Below are 22134 nucleotides of genomic sequence, written 5' to 3'. Positions count from 1 at the left end.
AATGAAGACCTCCAAACCCAACTTAGCCAAGATAATCTTTTTTGATTTGATCTCCGTGGGTAAAGTCCCACTGGGGCTTCTTATCTGCATCTTTGCGAGTGCGATGGGGGTCGTTCTTACGACACATGTATCACGTCAGGCGATTACGCAAAAAGACATGGCATTGGTGGAGCGGGAACAACTTGATGATGAGTGGCGAAATTTAATGCTTGAAGAGACGGCGCTAGCAGAACACAGCCGCGTTCAAGCATCGGCAAAAAGAGAGCTAGACATGAAACGTCCAGACTCCGACAAAGAAGTTGTGATCACACTGAAATGACCGGTAAAAAGGAAAAAACACCCGCAAAAACCGTTAATGAATCAACGAAAGAGCGAGTGAAGAGCGAAAAGGATTCGGATCCAATTCTTATTAAATGGCGTTTCAACGTTGTTATTGCTTTCGTGTTTCTAGCCTTTGCTGCACTCGTTGGCCGTGTGGCTTACATCCAAATCATTGAACCCGATAACTTAATTCGTCAGGGCGATCTTCGCTCAGTGCGTGTTAAGGCTATTCCTTCTGCTCGCGGTATTATCTCTGACCGCAATGGCGAGCCGCTTGCTGTGAGTGTTCCCGTTGAAGCAGTATGGGCCGACCCAAAAACGATTTTCGATAAAAATGGCATGGCCCAGATTGATCGTTGGTATGCGTTAGCCGATGTACTTGGCCTACAGCGACAATCGATGATCGATAAGATCTATAGCAATAAATCCCGTCGATTTATTTATCTACAAAGACAAGTTAGCCCTGCGATGGCTAAGTATATCCGTGAACTTAAGCTGGTGGGTGTGGGCCTGAAAGCGGAATCTCGACGTTACTACCCTGCAGGTGAAGTCAGTGCACACCTTATCGGTGTGACCGGAATTGATGGGCACGGCCTAGAAGGGGTTGAACGCAGTTACGATAAATGGCTTACGGGCGAAGCAGGCAAGCGAACTATTCGTAAAGACCGCTACGGACGCGTTGTCGAAAACATTGCGTTAGAAGAACGCGAAGAAGGCAAACCACTAGAACTCACCATCGATCAACGACTGCAGGCGATAGCCTATCGAGCGATTAAGCAAGCGGTGGCCGATCATAAAGCGACCTCAGGCTCTGCAGTATTACTCGATGTGAAAACGGGCGCTGTGTTAGCCATGGTCAATGCACCGTCTTACAACCCGAACAACCGCTCTGATTTACAAAGCTTTAAAATGCGAAACCGCGTGCTGACCGATGCTATGGAGCCCGGCTCAACAGTGAAACCTTTTGTGGTGCTCGCCGCATTAGAAAATGGTACAGCTGATGCGAAATCTATTATTGATACAGGTAATGGCATCATGCAAATTGGAGGTAGCCGAGTACGTGATACCTCTAAAGTGGGCAAGGCTGATTTAGCCTTGATCCTTAAAAAATCAAGTAACATCGGCGTGGCGAAATTAGCGCTTGATATGCCACTTGAAGCGTTACTTGGTATGTACAGTTCGGTTGGTTTAGGAGAAATGTCTGGGCTAAATCTCGTGGGTGAAACGAGTGGTATTTTCCCTAACCGTCGCCGTTGGTCTAAGTTCGAAATCGCGACGCTATCGTTTGGTTATGGCTTATCTGTGACCCCGCTTCAGTTGGCTCATGCTTATGCAACGTTAGCCAACAAAGGCATGTATGAACCGATTCATATCATTAAAAGCAACGACCAAGACTTCTCAAAGCAGATCATCAAACGTGAAAATGCAGAGATGGTATTGCAAATGTTAGAAGGCGTGACTCAAAAGGGCGGAACTGCAACCAGAGCCGCTGTTCCGGGTTATCGAGTTGCGGCAAAAACGGGTACATCTCGGAAAGCCGCTGCGGGTGGCTATAGTGATGAGTATATTGCTATAACGTCGGGTTTTGCTCCAGTCAGCGATCCAAGAGTAGCTCTGGTTGTCGTAGTCAATGAGCCGCAAGGTGACCTTTATTATGGCGGTTCAGTTGCTGCCCCCGTTTTTTCTGAAATCATGAAGGGGGCACTGCAAATACTCAATGTCCCTGCTGATGAAAACAAGTTTCAAGAATAGAGCCAATCAGGATTCAATATGAGTAATAGCCTCACGCTGTCATCTTTACTTTCTCCTTGGGGGGACTTTAGTTCACTTGAGCTAGATGCGATTGCTGTTGAGCAATTGGAGTTGGATAGCCGTACCATCAAGGAAGGCGATATTTTTGTTGCCATTGTTGGACATGCCATTGATGGTCGTCGCTTTATCGACAAAGCCGTCGCTCAAGGTGCGAAAGCTGTCATTGCACAAGCGAGTGATGACAAAGCTCATGGCTTGGTTGAGTGGTTAAATGCAGTTCCTGTTGTTTATGTATCTGAGCTAAATTCAATTCTCTCCGAACTGGCTGGCCGAGTTTATTCTTCTCAAGCGACTAAGTTGATTGGTGTTACCGGCACCAATGGCAAAACCACCATCACCCAATTGATTGTTCAGTGGCTTGATTTGGTCGGCCAGCGTTCGGCGGTAATGGGCACCACGGGTAATGGCTTCTTAGATAACCTAAAAACAGCGGCTAATACCACAGGTAGCGCGATTGAAATACAACGCACACTGAGCGAGTTGGCTGAGGAAAGTGCAGTTTATACCGCGATGGAAATCTCTTCTCATGGTTTGGTTCAAGGCCGAGTAAAAGCGTTGGATTTTGAGGTTGGTGTGTTCACTAACTTGAGTCGTGATCACCTTGATTACCACGGCACGATGGAAGAGTACGCATTGGCTAAGAAAAGCCTGTTTACTCAACACAAATGCAAACATGCAGTGATCAATGTGGATGATGAAGTCGGCAAAGCGTGGATGGCAGATTTGTCCAATGCAATAGCTGTTTCATTGCTTCCGTTGTCTGATTACCAACAGTCGGTGTGGGCATCTGATGTCGCCTATGCAGAAACTGGGATTAAGCTCTCTTTCGATGGTCGCTGGGGGCAAGGTGATCTTTCGGTTCCATTGATTGGTCAGTTCAACGCATCAAACGTACTGGTTGCTTTCGCGACTTTGCTTTCATTGGGCATCGACAAGCAAACCTTGGTCGACACCGCATCTCAACTTCAACCTGTGATTGGCCGTATGGAGCTTTTCCAAACTCCGAACAAAGCAAAAGTCGTTGTCGATTACGCGCACACGCCCGATGCGCTAGAAAAAGCATTGGCTGCACTGCGTGTACACTGCTCTGGAAAGCTGTGGGCTATCTTCGGCTGTGGTGGTGATCGTGACACAGGTAAGCGCCCAATGATGGCGGTAACGGCAGAGCAGTTCGCCGACAAAATTATTATTTCAGATGACAACCCTCGCAGCGAAGATCCTGCACTGATTGTTAAAGACATGCTAGCTGGCTTAAGCGAACCAGAATCTGCATTCGTCGAGCACGATCGCTATCAAGCGGTTAAGTTTGCCCTAGAACAGGCCGGCTGTAATGACATTATTCTTTTGGCTGGTAAAGGCCATGAGGATTACCAAGTATTGAAAGACGAAACGATCCATTACTCAGATCGAGAGTCTGCGCTACAACTTTTAGGTATTTCATAATGATTGATGTATCACTCGAGCAGATTTGTTCAGCGGTCAGCGGTGAGTTGATTGAGGCTGATAACTCAAACAATACCGTAATTAATGCGGTTTCTACCGATACTCGCACCGTTGAAGAAGGCGCATTGTTTGTTGCTCTCGTTGGCGAACGTTTTGATGCGCATGACTTTTGCCATCAAGCCGTTGAGGCAAACGCGAGCGCGTTATTAGTCGAACGGAAACTTGACCTAAATATTACTCAGGTGGTTGTTGAAGACACTAAACTTGCTTTAGGTCAGTTAAGTGCTTGGATCCACAAACAATGTGACGTGCCAACCATGGCTATCACAGGAAGCTGTGGCAAAACGACCGTCAAAGAGATGGTGGCAAGTATTCTACAACAACGTGGCAAGGTGCTGTTTACCGCGGGTAACTTCAATAATGATATTGGTGTACCGCTAACCTTGTTACGCAGTGAATCTAGCGACGACTATGCTGTGATCGAATTAGGCGCCAATCATATTGGTGAGATCGCTTACACCACGCAGCTAGTCAAACCACAGGTTGCTTTGGTTAATAACGTAGCTGCGGCACACTTAGAAGGTTTCGGGTCTATTGATGGCGTGAAGCAAGCTAAAGGTGAAATCTTCCAAGGACTTGCTGCTGGTGATACTGCTATTGTTAATCTAGAAAGCAACGGTGGTGATTTTTGGAACGAAGTACTTGCCGATAAGACAGTGCTGACATTTTCAGAAAGCGACAACTCGGCGGATTACTTTGCCAAGAATATTCACATCAATGAGCAAGGTGAAGCGTGCTTTGATATGCAAACACCTCAAGGATCCATGTTTGTTGAGCTTGGTATCATCGGTCAACATAATGTAGCGAATGCATTAGCAGCTGCGGCGTTGAGCATCCAATTTGGCGCCACGCTTGATGAGGTGAAAAATGGTTTAGCGAATCTGATCTCTGTAAAAGGGCGAGTTGAGGTTCAACAATTAAGTCAGAATATTAAGCTGATAGATGACAGTTACAACGCCAGCGTGCCAGCAATGAAGGCGGCAGCGAAGCTACTCTCGAGCTTCAAAGGTCAACGTTGGTTAATTTTAGGTAATATGGCTGAATTAGGCGATGAAAGCCTTGCACTTCACCGTCAAGTCGGTGAATATGCTGCCCCATTCGCTTTTGAGCATGTACTTACTTACGGTGATGATACCAAGGTGATTAGTGAGGTCTGTAATGGTACCCACTTTACTACGCATCAAGCGATGATCGCGCACATAGAGCAGCACTTAAGCTTGCCAGAAAACGCGTCACATACCTTATTGGTAAAAGGCGCGAATAGTGCAGGAATGAGTAAAATAGCCGCTGCTTTAAAGGAGAACTTTTCATGATAATTTGGCTTGCAGAGCTACTACAGCCACACCTTTCTTTTTTCCGTTTGTTCGAATACCTATCGTTTCGTGCAATCGCGAGTATTTTGACGGCTTTATGTCTGTCGCTGTGGATGGGACCTCGTTTAATTGAGCGTCTGCAAATGTTACAAATTGGCCAAGTTGTTCGTAATGACGGCCCTGAATCTCATTTCAGCAAACGTGGCACGCCAACCATGGGCGGTGTGATGATCCTTGCTGCGATCATTATTACGGTATTGATGTGGGCTGATCTCTCGAATCCTTATGTTTGGGCGGTATTAGTTGTACTTGCTGGTTATGGCGCGGTTGGCTTTGTTGATGACTACCGTAAAGTCGTTCGTAAGAACACCGATGGTTTGATCGCTCGCTGGAAGTACTTCTGGCAATCAGCAATTGCGTTAGTCGTGGCGTTTGCTCTGTATGCTCACGGGCACGATACTGCAGCAACTCAATTGGTTGTTCCTTTCTTTAAAGATGTGATGCCACAACTTGGTTTACTGTATATCGTACTAACTTACTTTGTTATTGTGGGAACCAGTAACGCGGTAAACCTAACAGACGGCCTAGACGGCTTGGCCATTATGCCAACGGTTATGGTTGCGGCTGGTTTTGCTGTAATTGCTTGGGCGACCGGTAACGTTAACTTCGCGGCATACTTACATATCCCATACATCCCATACACTTCTGAATTGGTTGTAGTATGTACTGCAATCGTGGGTGCTGGACTTGGTTTTCTATGGTTCAACACTTATCCTGCACAAGTATTCATGGGCGATGTTGGCTCGCTAGCGCTTGGTGGTGCTCTGGGTGTGATCGCTGTGTTAGTTCGCCAAGAGTTGGTATTGGTTATCATGGGCGGTGTGTTTGTAATGGAGACCTTGTCAGTGATACTGCAGGTGGGCTCTTACAAATTGCGCGGTCAGCGTATTTTCCGCATGGCACCAATTCACCACCACTATGAACTGAAAGGTTGGCCGGAGCCACGTGTCATCGTGCGTTTTTGGATCATCTCAATGGTATTAGTACTGGTTGGCTTAGCAACGCTGAAAGTTCGTTAATCCTATCTGAGCCTCTTAATGGGAGGCTCTTTAAAACTATTAAGAGCATCTTGTTTAAATGGAACATTGGCAAAATATTCAAAATGTAGTGGTTGTGGGGCTCGGTATTACCGGGCTCTCTGTCGTTAAACATCTCGTAAAATATCAACCTCATACGGATGTGAAGGTAATTGATACGCGAGAGCTACCACCAGGAAAAGAATCTTTGCCTGAATCGGTAGAGCTGCATTCTGGAAGTTGGAATAGCCAATGGTTAGCGGAAGCTGATTTAGTGGTTGCTAACCCAGGTATCGCCTTAGCGACCCCTGAAATACAAGATGTTATTCAAGCGGGTATTCCGGTTGTTGGCGATATTGAACTTTTTGGTTGGGCGGTAGACAAACCCGTCGTGGCAATAACAGGCTCCAATGGCAAGAGTACGGTGACCGATCTAACGGGTGTGCTTGCTAAAGCTGCTGGTCTTAACGTTGGCGTTGGTGGCAACATCGGTATTCCTGCCTTGGATCTTCTTGAGCTTGATGCCGATTTATATGTCCTTGAGCTTTCAAGCTTTCAGCTAGAGACAACGTCCAGTCTAAACCTTGCAGCAGCGGCCTTTTTGAACCTGTCAGAAGATCATATGGATCGCTATCAAGGCATGGCCGATTACCGTGACGCTAAATTGAGAATTTTTAATAACGCTCAGTGTGCGATCGTAAACCGCGAAGACAAAGAGACTTATCCTGATCAAACGATGTCATTGGTGACATTTGGACTTGATGACCAAGAGTTTGGTGTAGCGACGATTGATGGTACCGAATGGCTAATAGACAACGGCAAGCCTGTACTTCCTAGCCAAGATTTAACATTGGTTGGACGTCATAATGTGGCGAATGCTTTAGTCTCTTTAGCACTGCTTAAGCAAGTCGGTATCGATTACAGCAAAAGTCTTGAAGCTTTGAAAGCCTACAATGGTTTGACGCATCGTTGCCAAGTAGTGGCTGACAAACGCGAAATTAAATGGGTTAACGACTCGAAAGCGACCAACGTAGCCAGTACATTAGCGGCTCTGTCGGGATTAGAATACCAAGGTACTTTGTATCTCTTAGTCGGAGGTGTGGGCAAAGGTGCTGACTTTAGCGAGCTTAACCCCGTGTTGACGCAACTAGACCGCGTACAACTGTGTTGCTTCGGTGAAGATGCTGCGCAATTTATGCCATTACATCCATCGGCTAAGACGTTTGATACCATGCGTGACATTATCGAGAGTATCTCTGCACAATTGGTGTCGGGTGACATGGTGATGTTGTCTCCTGCATGTGCAAGCTTCGATCAATTTAATAACTTCATGGCGAGAGGTGATGCGTTCACTGAACTTGCTCATGAGTATGCCTAACGTGTTGAAGGACTAACATTCAGTGCAAAGAGTGAAAGAGATTAATCAATCTATTTGGCAATGGCTTAACCGTGCCACACCAGAGGCGCTCTACGATCGTCAGTTGGTATGGATTGCTCTTGGACTGATGCTGACGGGCTTGGTAATGGTAACGTCGGCTTCGTTCCCAATCAGTGCTCGTTTAACCGATCAGCCGTTTCACTTCATGTTCCGCCACGCCATTTTCCTGGTGTTAGCGTTAGGTGTATCCAGCGTAATATTACAAATCCCGATGAAACGCTGGTTTCAATACAGTATGTACCTATTGGGCTTATCCTTCTTTTTGCTAGTGGTGGTGTTAGCCGTCGGTAAGTCGGTTAACGGTGCCTCACGTTGGATTCCTCTCGGGCTGTTTAACTTACAACCTGCTGAAGTCGCTAAGTTATCTCTGTTTATCTTTATGGCGGGCTATTTGGTTCGTAAACAGGATGAAGTGAGAAAAACCTTCTTCGGTGGTTTTGGTAAACCGATCATGGTGTTCGGTGCCTTTGCGGTGTTGCTACTTGGCCAGCCCGATTTGGGTACCGTTGTCGTAATGTTGGTTACCTTGTTTGGCATGTTATTTATCGCAGGTGCTAAGCTGTCACAATTTATAGCCTTAATGGTGGCAGGTATTGCTGCCGTTGTGGGATTGATTGTTATTGAGCCTTATCGTGTTCGACGTGTTACCTCATTCTGGGAACCTTGGAGTGACCCGTTTGGTAGTGGTTATCAGCTAACTCAATCATTGATGGCGTTCGGTCGTGGTGATTGGATGGGACAAGGGCTTGGTAATTCAATTCAAAAACTCGAGTACCTACCTGAAGCGCACACCGATTTTGTTTTTGCTGTACTGGCAGAAGAGTTGGGTTTTGTTGGCGTAACTTTGGTATTGATGTTGATCTTTAGTTTGGTTTTTAAAGCTATTTTTATTGGCAAAAAAGCCTTCGAAAACGACCAAGTGTTCAGCGGTTATCTGGCGTTTGGCATTGGTATTTGGTTTGCTTTTCAGACGCTTGTTAATGTAGGTGCCGCTTCAGGTATTGTTCCGACCAAAGGGCTAACCTTACCGCTGATCAGTTACGGTGGCTCAAGCCTTATCGTGATGTCAGTAGCGGTTTCTATGCTGCTGCGTATCGATCATGAATGCCGAGTGCAACAAAAATAACAAGCCGACAATCAAAACGAATTAGTAGAATAAGAATCTAACGTTATGAAACAAAACAAAAAACTTTTAGTGATGGCTGGTGGTACTGGCGGTCACGTTTTCCCTGGGTTAGCGGTGGCGAAAAAGCTTCAGCAACAAGGTTGGGAAATTCGCTGGTTAGGAACTGCGGACAGAATGGAAGCGGATCTGGTGCCAAAGCATGGTATTGAGATCGACTTCATTAAGGTGAAAGGCCTGAGAGGTCAAGGCATTAGCAAGCTAATTAAAGCGCCGTTCCAGATTATTAATGCCATACTTCAAGCCAGACGACATATTAAAGCATGGCAACCTGATGTGGTGCTTGGCATGGGTGGTTACGTCAGTGGCCCGGGTGGTATCGCGGCTTGGTTATCTGGTATTCCAGTGGTTCTACATGAACAAAATGCAGTGGCAGGTTTAACCAACCAATGGCTGTCTAAGATTGCTAAAAAGGTTTTCCAAGCTTTTACTGGTGCGTTTCCTACCGCAGAAGTGGTGGGTAACCCGGTACGCGAAGATGTTGTTGCCTTAGCTGACCCCGAGCAACGCATGGCTGAGCGCGATGGTGACATCCGCATCTTGGTTATGGGCGGTAGCCAGGGCGCAAAAATCCTGAACGATACCTTGCCAGTAACGATGGCGCAGCTTGGTGAAGGCTTCACTGTGGTGCATCAAGCGGGTAAGAACAATCAACAGCAAGTTATTGAACAATACAAATCACATTCTGTAGATAATGTTCAAGTGACTGAATTTATTGATGATGTGGCGCAAGCTTATGAGTGGGCAGATCTATTAGTGTGTCGCTCTGGTGCATTAACCGTATCTGAAGTGTCTGCTGCTGGTGTCGGTTCTATTTTCGTTCCGTTTATGCACAAAGACAGACAACAAGCGTTGAATGCCGATCATTTAGTCGAATGTGGCGCAGCGTTAATGATTGAACAGCCTCAACTGACGGCTGATAAGCTCGCGAACACTATCGCGCAGCTTGATAGAAATGAATTAAAAATGATGGCAACAAAAGCTCGTCAAGCCGCCAAGCTTGATGCTGATGTGACTGTCGCTGAAGCGATTAAAGCTTTAGCAAAATAATGAGATTGAATTGATGACAATTGAACATACCCAAGACTTAGCGCAAATCCGTGCAATGGTGCCAGAGATGCGCCGTGTTAAATCTATCCACTTCATTGGTATTGGTGGCGCAGGAATGAGCGGGATTGCTGAAGTCTTGCTCAATGAAGGCTACCAGATTACGGGTTCTGATATTGCTCAAAATCCAGTGACAGAACGCTTAGTTAGCAAGGGGGCGACTGTTTACGTTGGCCACCAAGCAAGTAACGTTGCCGATGCAAGTGTTGTGGTGGTTTCAACCGCTATCAACGAAGAAAACCCAGAAATTATTGCTGCTCGTGAAGCGCGTACACCAATTGTTCGTCGTGCAGAAATGCTGGCTGAGCTGATGCGTTTTCGTCATGGCATTGCTGTGGCAGGTACGCACGGTAAAACCACCACCACAGCGCTAGTGACACAGATTTATTCTGAAGCAGGCCTAGATCCAACCTTCGTAAATGGTGGCCTGGTGAAAAGTGCAGGCACTAACGCACGTTTAGGTTCAAGCCGTATCCTGATCGCTGAAGCCGATGAAAGTGATGCATCATTCTTACATCTGCAACCAATGGTTAGTATTGTGACTAACATTGAAGCGGATCATATGGATACCTACGGCGGTGATTTTGAAACGCTGAAGCAGACGTTTATTGATTTCTTACATAACCTGCCATTCTACGGTCAGGCTGTGATGTGTGTTGATGATCCTGTGGTACGTGAGCTTATTCCTCAAGTTAGCCGCCAAGTGATTACTTACGGTTTCTCTGAAGATGCAGATATACGCATTGAGAACTACGTACAAGAAGGCCAACAGGGTAAGTTCACGGTCGTTCGTGAAGGCAAAGCTAACCTAGATATCACGTTGAACATTCCGGGTCGTCACAATGCATTGAATGCTTCAGCTGCGATTGCCGTTGCAACCGAAGATGACATCAGCGATGAAGCGATTCTAAAAGCGATGGCGGGAACGGAAGGCACTGGACGTCGTTTTGATCACCTAGGTGAATATGAAACGGGTAAAGGTGTGGCAATGTTGGTCGATGATTACGGTCATCACCCAACTGAAGTGGACGTTACTATACAAGCTGCACGAAGTGGTTGGACTGATAAGCGTCTTGTGATGATCTTCCAGCCACACCGTTATAGCCGTACTCGCGATTTATATGATGATTTTGCGAATGTTCTTGAGCAGGTTGATGTTCTTATTCTATTAGATGTATATTCTGCAGGTGAGAAACCAATTGCAGGGGCAGATGGACGTTCACTCAGTCGAACTATTCGTGGGCGTGGTAAAATAGATCCAATCTTTGTTGCAGACATCAACACGCTGCCATCGGCTCTAGCCAACGTAATTCAAGGCGGTGACCTTGTTTTAACACAGGGGGCGGGCGATGTTGGTCGAGTTGCGAAGCAGTTGGAATCGTTACAGTTAGACATTAATAAGATGCAGAACGCGTAACAGAATACTGTCTACAGACTGTGGTTAATCGCTCACTTCTTGCGATTGACCTAAAATTGACCAAAAATCTTATTATCAACGTTTGATAGTTTAATTTTGCTCAGTATAATTCATAGGTTAAAGTAAGTGCTTTTACCTCTATTACGAAGATAGGGAATAGAATTGCGAACCAACGACAGGGAATGCGGGCTTTGGTAGAAAGTACTTTTAGCGAAAACCGCCACCTATTCAGTTTACCGTCGCTCAAGAAACACGCCTTAGGCGGGTCTTTTTTTGTCATGGTATTGCTATTCATTGGATTTCTTTTCTATACCACACTGACTTGGATGTGGGACGATCAGCGATTGCCTCTCTCTAAAATAGTACTGCAAGGCGACTTAACTTATGTAACAGCCGGTGATGTTCAACATGCCTTTAGCGAGCTAGAGCATATTGGAACATTCATGTCTCAAGATATTGGCGTGTTGCAACACAGTTTAGAAGCGTTGCCTTGGGTTTCTGTTGTCTCGATTCGTAAGCAGTGGCCAGACACAATAAAAGTATTTTTGACTGAGTATCATGCAGCAGCTATCTGGAATGGCAATATGCTGTTGAATGAAGATGGTCAGGTGTTTAATGGTGATATTGGCCTTTTGAAGGGTGATAGAGTTAAACTTTACGGTCCAGATGGCACTAGCCAACAAGTGATTGAAAAGTGGCGACAGATAACGCCTTTGATTAACAGCCTAGGGTTAACCGTTACCTCGCTCGTTCTCAATGAGCGCCGCGCTTGGCAAATCATTCTAGACAATGGTATCCGTTTAGAATTAGGTAAAGATTTTTTAGATGAGCGTGTTGAGCGCTTCATTTCGCTTTACAACGAATTAGGTAGTAAAGCGAATCAAGTGAGCTACATCGACCTCAGGTATGATACGGGAGCCGCTGTAGGCTGGTTTCCAGAGCAAGAGTTAGAAGAGAGTACAGATGACTAAGACCGCAGATGACAACATAATCGTTGGTCTTGATATAGGCACTGCGACCATATCAGCTCTGGTTGGTGAAATATTGCCTGATGGTCAAATCAATATCATTGGTTCTGGGCAAAGCCCATCCAGAGGTATGGATAAAGGTGGTGTAAACGACCTAGAGTCGGTAGTTAAGTCGGTTCAGCGAGCTATTGATCAAGCAGAGTTGATGGCGGAATGCCAAATCAGCAATGTGTTTATCTCGCTATCGGGCAAACATATCGCAAGCCGAATTGAAAAAGGCATGGGCACTATCTCTGATGAAGAAGTGTCTCAAGACGATATGGATCGAGCGATCCATACCGCGAAATCAATTAAAATAGGTGATGAGCAGAGAATTCTGCACGTGATCCCACAAGAATTTACCATTGATTATCAAGAAGGGATTAAGAACCCACTTGGTTTATCTGGTGTTCGAATGGAAGTCAGTGTTCACCTAATTTCTTGCCATAGCGACATGGCGAGAAACATTATTAAAGCTGTTGAACGATGTGGTCTCACTGTAGAGCACATCGTGTTTTCAGGACTTGCCTCAAGTAATGCGGTAATTACTGACGACGAGAGAGAGCTTGGAGTGTGTGTTGTTGATATTGGTGCTGGTACGATGGATATTTCCATTTGGACTGGCGGCGCACTGCGACATACTGAAGTCTTTTCCTACGCAGGAAATGCTGTAACCAGTGATATTGCTTTCGCTTTCGGTACGCCAGTGAGCGATGCTGAAGAGATTAAAGTAAACCACGGTTGCGCTCTGAGTGAGCTCGTAAGCAAGGATGATTCTGTTAACGTTCCTAGTGTAGGTGGTCGTCCATCGAGAAGTTTGCAAAGACAAACTTTGTCGGAAGTGATTGAACCACGTTACACTGAACTTATGGGGCTCGTTAACCAAACTATTGATACGGTTCAATTACAGCTACGAGATGAAGGTATTAAACACCACCTTGCAGCTGGCGTCGTTCTCACTGGTGGAGCGGCACAAATTGACGGATTGGTAGAGTGTGCGGAACGTGTTTTCCGCAATCAAGTTCGAGTTGGTAAGCCATTAGAAGTTAGTGGCTTAACTGATTATGTTAAAGAGCCGTATCATTCTACGGCGGTTGGTTTACTTCATTACGCAAGAGATTGTCAGATCAGTGATGAGGGTGATTACAGTGAACCTAAGCGTTCAGCACCTTCTATGTCTGGTTTATTTGGTAAATTGCGTAATTGGATACAAAAAGAGTTTTAACCTGAGTTGCAGGAAAAAACGGAGATAACACATGTTTGAACCGATGATGGAAATGTCTGACGATGCAGTAATTAAAGTCGTTGGAGTTGGTGGCGGTGGCGGTAACGCTGTTGAGCACATGGTACGTGAATCAATCGAAGGCGTAGAATTCATCAGTGTTAACACTGATGCACAAGCACTTCGTAAAACAAGCGTGAGCAGCGTGATCCAAATTGGTGGTGATATCACTAAAGGTTTGGGTGCGGGTGCAAATCCACAAGTAGGCCGTGATGCAGCTCTCGAAGATCGAGAAAGAATTAAAGAAGTTCTAACTGGCGCCGATATGGTATTTATCGCAGCTGGTATGGGCGGTGGTACGGGTACAGGTGCTGCTCCAGTTATTGCTGAAGTTGCGAAAGAGTTGGGTGTGCTAACGGTTGCTGTGGTAACTAAGCCATTTAGCTTCGAAGGCAAAAAGCGTTTAGCGTTTGCTGAGCAAGGTATCGAAGAGCTTTCTAAGCATGTGGATTCTTTAATTACGATTCCAAATGAAAAGCTACTTAAAGTACTTGGCCGCGGTGTCACTCTGCTAGAAGCTTTCGCAAGTGCAAATGATGTACTTAAAAACGCTGTACAAGGTATCGCTGAGCTAATTACTCGCCCAGGTATGATTAACGTCGATTTCGCGGATGTTCGCACCGTAATGTCTGAGATGGGTCATGCAATGATGGGTAGCGGTATCGCAAAAGGTGAAGACCGTGCTGAAGAAGCTGCTGAAACGGCAATTTCTAGCCCACTACTAGAAGACATCGATCTAGCGGGTGCTCGTGGCGTTCTTGTGAACATCACTGCTGGCCTAGATATGCGCTTAGATGAATTCGAAACAGTAGGTAATACAGTTAAGGCATTCGCATCTGATAACGCAACAGTTGTGATTGGTACTTCTCTAGACCCTGATATGACGGATGAAATCCGTGTAACTGTTGTAGCAACAGGTATCGGCACAGAGAAAAAACCAGACATTACATTAGTTGCTGGTGGTAAAGCTAAGGTTGCACCAACTCCTCAACCACAGGTCGCGGCTCAAACTGCACCAAAAGTGGAAGATAAAGTGGCACAACCATTGCAAGAAAAAACTGAGGTAAAACCTCAAGTTAAGCCGCAGCCAACAACGTCACCTGTTTCTTCAGGTACAGGCGCTAGCCAAAGTGCAGCACCTAAAGCTGAGAAAGAGAGTGGATACTTAGATATTCCAGCATTCTTACGACGTCAGGCTGATTAACAAATACCCAAAGTTTGACTATCGTCGAATTAATGGTAAAATTCGCGGTCGGTAAATACTGACCGTGATTTGTAGCACTGATAACGAGGCAAGCAGATGATCAGACAACGTACTCTGAAAGAAATTGTGAAAACAACTGGTGTGGGTCTCCACTCTGGTCGTAAAGTCACACTTACTCTTCGCCCGGCAGCTGCAAACACAGGTATTGTTTATCGTCGTACAGATGTAAATCCACCTGTAGATTTTCCAGCTGATCCAGCATCAGTTCGTGACACTATGTTATGTACTGCTCTTGTTAATGACGAAGGCGTACGTATCTCTACAGTGGAACACCTTAACGCAGCTCTAGCGGGTATGGGTATCGACAACATTATTGTTGAAGTCGATGCACCTGAGATCCCAATTATGGATGGCAGCGCAAGCCCATTCGTATACTTGCTACAGCAAGCGGGTGTAGAAACACTGAATGCAGCGAAACGTTTTATTCGAATCAAAAAGCCAATCCGTTTTGAAGATGGCGATAAGTGGGCAGAGTTTGTTCCATTTAACGGCTTCCGTATGGACTTCGAAATCGAGTTCAACCATCCAGCAATTGAATCTGATGAACAGCACCTGTTGTTTGATTTTTCTTCACAAGGCTTTGTGAAAGAAATTTCTCGTGCTCGTACCTTCGGCTTCATGCGTGATATTGAATACCTGCAATCACAAAACTTGTGTTTGGGTGGTAGCTTTGATTGCGCAATCGTACTAGACGAATACCGAATTCTTAATGAAGAAGGTCTACGTTTCGAAAATGAGTTCGTAACGCACAAGGTGCTAGATGCGATTGGTGACCTTTACATGTGTGGACACGCTATTATCGGTGAGTTCCGTGCATACAAATCAGGTCACGGTCTAAATAATCAATTGCTACGCGCAGTACTTGCTGATGCAGAAGCGTGGGAATGGGCAACGTTCGAAGAAGAAGTTGGCTCTCCTGTTGCGTTTGCTGAGCCAGGAATGGTTCTAGCGTAATTGTTGTTTACGACAATATAAGATTTTGAAAACCAGGTCATTGACCTGGTTTTTTTGTATCTATTTTCCAGATACAGTGTCGTCAGCATTTAAAAGTTGCCTAGTATTTGGCGACAGTCTGGCTAATCCATCAACAATTAGAAAGAAAAGTACCAAGCACATCAAACAAATGGGGTTATAAATGGTCGTTAGTGTGAAAATTACTTACACTAGAGGGCATTAATTTTAACGGAAGCCTTGAAAACTCTACTCTCAAGTACAATATCAAAGATACTAGATTTATCTCAGTATCCTTGGTTAGTAACTAAAGACTAGTTTATAGCTAGTAGAGACTGACGGCATTTAAAATAGATCGCGGACGATCTGAGAACGAAGAGATTCCAAGCACATGATTACTAAGCTGCTGACAAAGGTAATTGGCAGTCGCAATGACAGAACACTGCGCCGCCTTAGAAAAATTGTAAAAGAAATTAATAACTTCGAACCAACGTTTGAAGCTCTTTCAGACGATGAGCTAAAAGCAAAAACGGTTGAATTTCGTGAGCGCTTAGATAAAGGTGAATCGTTAGATCAACTTCTACCTGAAGCATTCGCTACGGTACGTGAAGCGTCGAAGCGTGTTTACGGCATGCGTCACTTTGACGTGCAATTGATTGGTGGCATGGTTCTTAATGCTGGCCAAATTGCAGAGATGCGTACTGGTGAAGGTAAGACACTTACCGCAACCCTACCAGCTTATCTAAACGCGCTACCAAGCAAAGGTGTTCACGTAATAACGGTGAACGATTACCTAGCGAAGCGTGATGCGGAAACAAACCGTCCATTATTTGAATTCCTTGGCATGACTGTTGGCGTGAATGTGGCAAACATGGCTCCGCCAGAGAAAAAAGAAGCGTACCAAGCGGACATCCTATACGGAACAAACAACGAGTTTGGTTTTGATTACCTGCGTGACAACATGGCTTTCCGTGCCGAAGATCGTGTTCAACGTGAGCGCTTCTTCGCTGTAGTCGATGAGGTTGACTCAATCTTAATTGATGAAGCTCGTACTCCGTTAATTATCTCTGGCCCAGCTGAAGATAGTTCTGACCTTTATACGCGCATTAACACTCTAATTCCTTCTCTAGAGCGTCAAGATAAAGAAGATTCAGAAGAGTACCGTGGTGAAGGTCACTACACCATGGACGAAAAATCAAAACAGGTTCACCTGACTGAAAACGGTCAAGAATTTGTAGAAGAACTAATGGTCAAAAACGGCTTGATGGAAGAGGGTGACACACTTTACTCTCCAACCAATATCAGCCTATTGCACCATGTGAATGCTGCGCTTCGTGCACACGTATTGTTTGAGAAAAACGTCGACTACATCGTTACTGAAGAAGGCGAAGTGGTTATCGTTGATGAACATACTGGTCGAACTATGCCAGGTCGTCGTTGGTCTGAAGGTTTACACCAAGCTGTTGAAGCTAAAGAAGGTGTGAAGATTCAAAATGAAAACCAAACGCTAGCATCGATTACATTCCAGAACTTCTTCCGACTGTACGAAAAACTGTCAGGTATGACAGGTACTGCCGATACTGAAGCGTTCGAATTCCAGTCTATCTACGGCCTAGAAACAGTGGTTATCCCAACCAACAAGCCTATGGTTCGTAACGATATGCCTGACGTGGTTTATCGTACCGAAGAAGATAAGTTCAATGCGATCATCGAAGACATTAAAGACCGTGTAGCGGCTGGTCAGCCATCACTGGTTGGTACGGTTTCTATCGAGAAATCTGAATTGCTGTCTAACGCATTGAAAAAAGCAAAAATTAAGCACAACGTACTAAATGCTAAGTTCCACGAGATGGAAGCTGAGATCGTTGCGCAAGCTGGTATGCCGGGTGCGGTAACTATCGCAACTAACATGGCAGGTCGTGGTACCGATATCGTGCTAGGTGGTAGCTGGCAGGCACAAATTGAGAAACTAGATAATCCAACGAAAGAGCAGATCGATAAGATCAAAGCTGATTGGAGAGTTATCCACGATACAGTTCTTGAGTCTGGTGGTCTGCACATCATTGGTACTGAGCGTCATGAATCTCGCCGTATCGATAACCAGCTACGTGGTCGTTCTGGTCGTCAAGGTGATGCAGGTTCTTCTCGTTTCTACCTATCAATGGAAGACTCTCTGCTACGTATCTTTACGTCTGATCGTATGGCTGGTCTTATCCAAAGTGGTATGGACGAAGGCGAAGCGATTGAATCTAAGATGCTGTCTCGTTCAATTGAAAAAGCACAGCGTAAAGTGGAAGGTCGTAACTTCGACATCCGTAAGCAGCTTCTTGAGTACGATGATGTAGCCAATGACCAACGTAAGGTTGTTTATGAGCTACGTGATGAACTGATGAGCTCAGATGACATCAGCGAGATGATCGAACACAACCGTGAAGATGTACTGGCGTCAGTCATTGATGAATACATCGCTCCTCAATCTCTTGAAGACATGTGGGATATCGCGGGTCTGCAAGATCGTCTGAAGAATGACTTCGACCTAGACTTTGATATTCAAGGTTGGTTAGACGAAGACGACAAGCTGTATGAAGAAGCATTGCGTGAGCGCATTCTTGCTATGGCGGTAGATTCGTACAAACAGAAAGAAGAAGTGGTTGGTGCTCAAGTACTGCGTAACTTCGAAAAGTCTGTGATGCTACAAACGCTAGACGGCCTTTGGAAAGAGCACTTGGCTGCGATGGATCACCTTCGTCAAGGTATCCACTTACGTGGTTATGCTCAGAAGAACCCGAAACAAGAGTACAAGCGCGAGTCGTTTGAACTGTTTGAAGGCCTGTTAGATGTACTTAAAACAGACGTTGTTACCATTCTTTCTAAAGTTCGCGTTCAGCAACAAGAAGAAGTTGAAAAGATGGAAGCTCAACGTCAAGCTCAAGCTGAAGCAGCGGCACGTCGTGCACAAGCACAACATGCAACGGCTGAAAACCAGTTAGGTGACGATGAAGCTGATGCTGCATCTCCACAAACGGTAGTACGTGATGAGCGTAAAGTGGGTCGTAACGAACCATGCCCATGTGGAAGTGGTAAGAAGTACAAACAGTGTCACGGTAAAATTGACTAAGTTTGGTGAATCTTCGCTGTAACGGATAATTGCAGTGTCGGAGGTACTCACTTACTAACGTAAGCTCCGTGCCTCCTCCTTGCACTTAACGCGTTACAACTTAGCTTCATAAAAACTTACTGCTATTAAAAAGAGTCGCTTAGGCGGCTTTTTTTGTATGTAAATTTCATGACTTATCTTTTTGTCGAAAGGTAAGTCGTCAATCCCTATAGCGAGGAACGAGCGCAGTAGGGAATCTTGTTTGATAGTTTGGCTTAAGGTTGTTGTATTAGCTTCCCACCTCAGTCGTTACTCCTTCTTGAGGATGACGTATTCAGGGGCTGCTTGAGCGAAGCGTTTTATTAAGGAACATCATCATATGAAAAGAATCCATATTGTCGCGGGCATTATCTTCAACCAAGATAAGTCACAGGTCTTTATCACTAAACGCCCAGACGACAAGCATAAAGGCGGTTTTTGGGAATTTCCAGGTGGCAAGGTTGAAGCGGGCGAAACCATTGAACAAGCAATGAGCCGTGAGCTTGATGAAGAGATTGGCATTAAGGTGACTGAACAGTCTCTGTTTGAACACCTGGAATTTGATTACACCGATAAGTCGCTCAAGTTTGATTTTATGTTGGTTACTGATTTTGAAGAGCAGCCTTATGGCAAAGAGGGTCAGCAAGGTGAATGGGTAAGCCTAGCATCATTAAATCAATACGCCTTTCCCGAAGCGAACGTACCAATTTTAGAGCGAGTAATAAAAGAGTTTTCGTAATTGCTAGCCTGAGTTTGAGATTGTTGTTAGTTTAAAGAGATGAATCGATAGAACATTGCTGCAAGAGAATAGTGGCAATGGTAACCAAAACAATGGAGATATTCGCAGTGGTAAGAATTGCAATTGCAGGAGCAGCTGGCCGCATGGGTCGCAACTTGGTGAAAGCCGCTCATCATAATTCAGAAGCAAGTGTTGGAGCTGGTTCAGAGCGTCCAGAGTCATCCTTGGTCGGCGTAGATGTCGGCGAGTTATGTGGCGAAGGTCGTTTTGATGTGGCTCTAGTCGATGACCTTTCAAAAGCGGTTGAAGAATTTGACGTGATCGTCGACTTTACCGCACCTGTAAGCACATTAGCGAATATTGAACTTTGTAAACGTCACGGTAAGAAACTGATCATCGGCACGACGGGTTTCTCTGAAGAAGAAAAGCAGGTTATCGATGCGGCTTCAAAAGAGATGGCTATCGTAATGGCACCGAACTATAGCGTTGGTGTGAACCTAGTTTTTAAGCTGTTAGAGAAGGCCGCTAAAGTCATGGGCGATTACTGTGATGTTGAAATCGTAGAGGCTCACCACCGTCATAAAGTCGATGCACCGTCTGGTACTGCGATTGGCATGGGCGAAGCGATCGCTGGTGCGATGGGCAATGAGCTAAACGATGTCGCAGTATGGTCACGCGAAGGTATTACGGGCGAGCGTACCAAAGATGAGATCGGTTTTGCGACAATTCGTGCCGGTGACATCATTGGTGAGCATACCGCGATGTTTGCTGATATCGGTGAACGAGTGGAAATTACCCATAAAGCCACTGATCGAATGACCTTTGCTAATGGCGCAATCAAGGCCGCGGTTTGGTTAAATGATAAACCAGCTGGCTTTTATACCATGACGGATGTGCTTGGTTTGAATGACCTATAAATAGATATTTATGCGCTGGCAGTTGCCGGCGCTTTCTTTATTTGGTGCATTTTTCTTTGTAATCTCTCTTCTACGATCCTCCTTCTACTTTCTTCTTGTCGCTATTTTCTCTCTATTTTTGTGTTGTTTATGTGGTCTTTAGTGTGTTTTTTGCTTTAGGGCTTTAAATTGTCATGTTTTCTCTTGGTATTTATCGATTGCTTTTTGTTGCTGATATTTTTGCCACTCTATGGTTGGTTAAAGTGAGGGGTGAAAATTAGAAAATCGTAATATTCGGTCTAAATGAGCATGAAAGTTGAACTTTTGAAGCTTTGGGTGTGTAAATTGAATTAGTCCTTACAAATGTTTAATTTCTTTTGAGTTAAATGTTGACACGTATCACGCAGATCACTAAAATACCGCCAATTTGTCTAATTTCCATAAACACGCAGTTTTTGGTGTTGCAGGAAGGTAGATTTGCAAATTAAATCAATTTTAATGCATTTTTATTTCTGGAGGTTGTCTTGAAGAAGTCAGCACTACTCGTCCTAGAAGATGGGACAGTATTTCACGGTGAAGCCATTGGCGCTGTAGGTTCTGCAGTTGGTGAAGTCGTTTTTAATACCTCGATGACGGGGTACCAAGAAATCCTCACTGATCCTTCCTATTCTCAGCAAATCGTTACTCTTACTTACCCTCACATTGGCAATACCGGAACCAATTCCGAAGATGAAGAATCTTCTTCAATCCACGCTCAAGGCCTTGTGATTCGCGATCTCCCTCTAATCGCTTCTAACTTCCGTAATGAACAATCTCTTTCTGATTACCTTAAGTCGCAAAACGTTATTGGTATCGCTGATATCGATACACGTAAGTTGACGCGTATTCTGCGTGAAAAAGGTGCTCAAAACGGTTGTATCGTAGCAGGCAACAATATTGATGAGGCTCTAGCGTTAGCGAAAGCAAAAGAATTCCCTGGCCTGAAAGGTATGGACCTTGCGAAAGAAGTTACAACAAAAGAAGCGTATCAATGGAAACAAGGTTCGTGGACGCTTACGGGTGGACTTCCTGAAGCGAAAGCAGACTCTGAATTGCCATACCACGTTGTTGCTTATGACTTCGGAGCAAAACGAAACATCCTACGAATGCTTGTTGACCGCGGCTGCCGCCTAACGGTTGTTCCTGCTGAGACTTCTGCTGAAGAAGTACTATCACTGAACCCAGACGGTGTTTTCCTTTCAAATGGCCCTGGTGACCCAGAACCATGTACTTACGCAATTGAAGCGACAAAAGTGTTCCTAGAAAAAGGCTTACCAATCTTTGGTATCTGTCTAGGTCACCAGATTCTTGCTCTTGCGTCAGGCGCTAAGACAGTGAAGATGAAGTTTGGTCACCACGGTGCAAACCACCCGGTTAAAGATTTAGATCGTGATGTTGTGATGATTACTTCACAAAACCACGGCTTTGCTGCTGACGAAGATACGCTTCCAGAGACATTACGAGCGACTCATAAGTCTCTATTTGATGGTTCTCTACAAGGTATCCACCGTACAGATAAACCAGCATTTAGCTTCCAAGGTCACCCAGAAGCAAGCCCAGGTCCAGAAGATGCGGCACCGCTATTCGACCACTTCATTGAATTAATTAACCAGTCTGTTGCAAACAAACAAGACAAAGCGTAATCCGGAG

General features: G+C 45.1%; 17 protein-coding genes. All 17 read left to right on the top strand.

Features of this window, described 5'->3' with window-relative positions:
• Position 1 precedes the first annotated feature (1 nt).
• Positions 2-319 carry a cell division protein FtsL gene (ftsL, locus tag OCV44_RS12240; RefSeq protein ID WP_009848950.1) on the top strand — a complete coding sequence of 106 codons (318 nt, stop codon included), beginning with the start codon at positions 2-4 and terminating at the stop codon, positions 317-319.
• Positions 316-2073 carry a penicillin-binding transpeptidase domain-containing protein gene (locus tag OCV44_RS12235; RefSeq protein ID WP_139683827.1) on the top strand — a complete coding sequence of 586 codons (1758 nt, stop codon included), beginning with the start codon at positions 316-318 and terminating at the stop codon, positions 2071-2073. The genes ftsL and OCV44_RS12235 overlap by 4 nt, the downstream gene beginning before the upstream one ends.
• Positions 2074-2091: 18 nt before the next feature.
• On the top strand, positions 2092-3576 hold the full coding sequence (gene murE, locus OCV44_RS12230) for a UDP-N-acetylmuramoyl-L-alanyl-D-glutamate--2,6-diaminopimelate ligase (protein ID WP_139683828.1): 1485 nt from the start codon (positions 2092-2094) through the stop codon (positions 3574-3576).
• The gene (locus OCV44_RS12225; RefSeq protein ID WP_139683829.1) at positions 3576-4949 is read left to right on the top strand and encodes a UDP-N-acetylmuramoyl-tripeptide--D-alanyl-D-alanine ligase; all 1374 of its coding nucleotides are present in this window, start codon (positions 3576-3578) and stop codon (positions 4947-4949) included. The genes murE and OCV44_RS12225 overlap by 1 nt, the downstream gene beginning before the upstream one ends.
• The gene (gene mraY / locus OCV44_RS12220; protein ID WP_004735991.1) at positions 4946-6028 is read left to right on the top strand and encodes a phospho-N-acetylmuramoyl-pentapeptide-transferase; all 1083 of its coding nucleotides are present in this window, start codon (positions 4946-4948) and stop codon (positions 6026-6028) included. The genes OCV44_RS12225 and mraY overlap by 4 nt, the downstream gene beginning before the upstream one ends.
• Positions 6029-6086: 58 nt before the next feature.
• Positions 6087-7403: a UDP-N-acetylmuramoyl-L-alanine--D-glutamate ligase gene (gene murD / locus OCV44_RS12215; protein ID WP_139683830.1), complete on the top strand. Its 1317-nt coding sequence runs from the start codon at positions 6087-6089 to the stop codon at positions 7401-7403.
• Between the two features lie 22 nt (positions 7404-7425).
• Complete coding sequence (gene ftsW, locus OCV44_RS12210; RefSeq protein ID WP_139683831.1) at positions 7426-8589, top strand: cell division protein FtsW; 1164 nt, start codon at positions 7426-7428, stop codon at positions 8587-8589.
• Positions 8590-8634: 45 nt separating this feature from the next.
• Positions 8635-9696 carry an undecaprenyldiphospho-muramoylpentapeptide beta-N-acetylglucosaminyltransferase gene (gene murG, locus OCV44_RS12205; protein WP_065680330.1) on the top strand — a complete coding sequence of 354 codons (1062 nt, stop codon included), beginning with the start codon at positions 8635-8637 and terminating at the stop codon, positions 9694-9696.
• 13 nt (positions 9697-9709) lie between these two features.
• Complete coding sequence (gene murC / locus OCV44_RS12200) at positions 9710-11170, top strand: UDP-N-acetylmuramate--L-alanine ligase (protein ID WP_139683832.1); 1461 nt, start codon at positions 9710-9712, stop codon at positions 11168-11170.
• 191 nt (positions 11171-11361) lie between these two features.
• Positions 11362-12141, top strand: a complete 780-nt coding sequence (locus OCV44_RS12195; RefSeq protein WP_065680328.1) for a cell division protein FtsQ/DivIB — start codon at positions 11362-11364, stop codon at positions 12139-12141.
• The gene (ftsA, locus tag OCV44_RS12190) at positions 12134-13402 is read left to right on the top strand and encodes a cell division protein FtsA (protein ID WP_139683833.1); all 1269 of its coding nucleotides are present in this window, start codon (positions 12134-12136) and stop codon (positions 13400-13402) included. Before OCV44_RS12195 ends, ftsA begins: the two co-directional genes overlap by 8 nt.
• Positions 13403-13433: 31 nt before the next feature.
• Positions 13434-14663, top strand: a complete 1230-nt coding sequence (ftsZ, locus tag OCV44_RS12185; RefSeq protein WP_012603216.1) for a cell division protein FtsZ — start codon at positions 13434-13436, stop codon at positions 14661-14663.
• A 96-nt stretch (positions 14664-14759) separates the two neighbouring features.
• Positions 14760-15677, top strand: a complete 918-nt coding sequence (lpxC, locus tag OCV44_RS12180) for a UDP-3-O-acyl-N-acetylglucosamine deacetylase (protein WP_009848388.1) — start codon at positions 14760-14762, stop codon at positions 15675-15677.
• Between the two features lie 388 nt (positions 15678-16065).
• A complete protein-coding gene (gene secA, locus OCV44_RS12175; protein WP_139683834.1) occupies positions 16066-18792 on the top strand; it encodes a preprotein translocase subunit SecA in 2727 nt (908 codons plus the stop codon).
• Between the two features lie 358 nt (positions 18793-19150).
• Positions 19151-19549, top strand: a complete 399-nt coding sequence (gene mutT / locus OCV44_RS12170; RefSeq protein ID WP_139683835.1) for an 8-oxo-dGTP diphosphatase MutT — start codon at positions 19151-19153, stop codon at positions 19547-19549.
• A 92-nt stretch (positions 19550-19641) separates the two neighbouring features.
• Complete coding sequence (dapB, locus tag OCV44_RS12165) at positions 19642-20466, top strand: 4-hydroxy-tetrahydrodipicolinate reductase (protein ID WP_017106812.1); 825 nt, start codon at positions 19642-19644, stop codon at positions 20464-20466.
• A 503-nt stretch (positions 20467-20969) separates the two neighbouring features.
• A complete protein-coding gene (carA, locus tag OCV44_RS12160; RefSeq protein WP_139683836.1) occupies positions 20970-22127 on the top strand; it encodes a glutamine-hydrolyzing carbamoyl-phosphate synthase small subunit in 1158 nt (385 codons plus the stop codon).
• Positions 22128-22134: the final 7 nt, after the last annotated feature.

This window comes from Vibrio tasmaniensis (assembly GCF_024347635.1).
Taxonomy (GTDB): domain Bacteria; phylum Pseudomonadota; class Gammaproteobacteria; order Enterobacterales; family Vibrionaceae; genus Vibrio; species Vibrio tasmaniensis.
The sequence above is the reverse complement of the archived record's forward strand: the minus strand, read 5'-3'. Positions and strand labels throughout refer to the sequence as shown.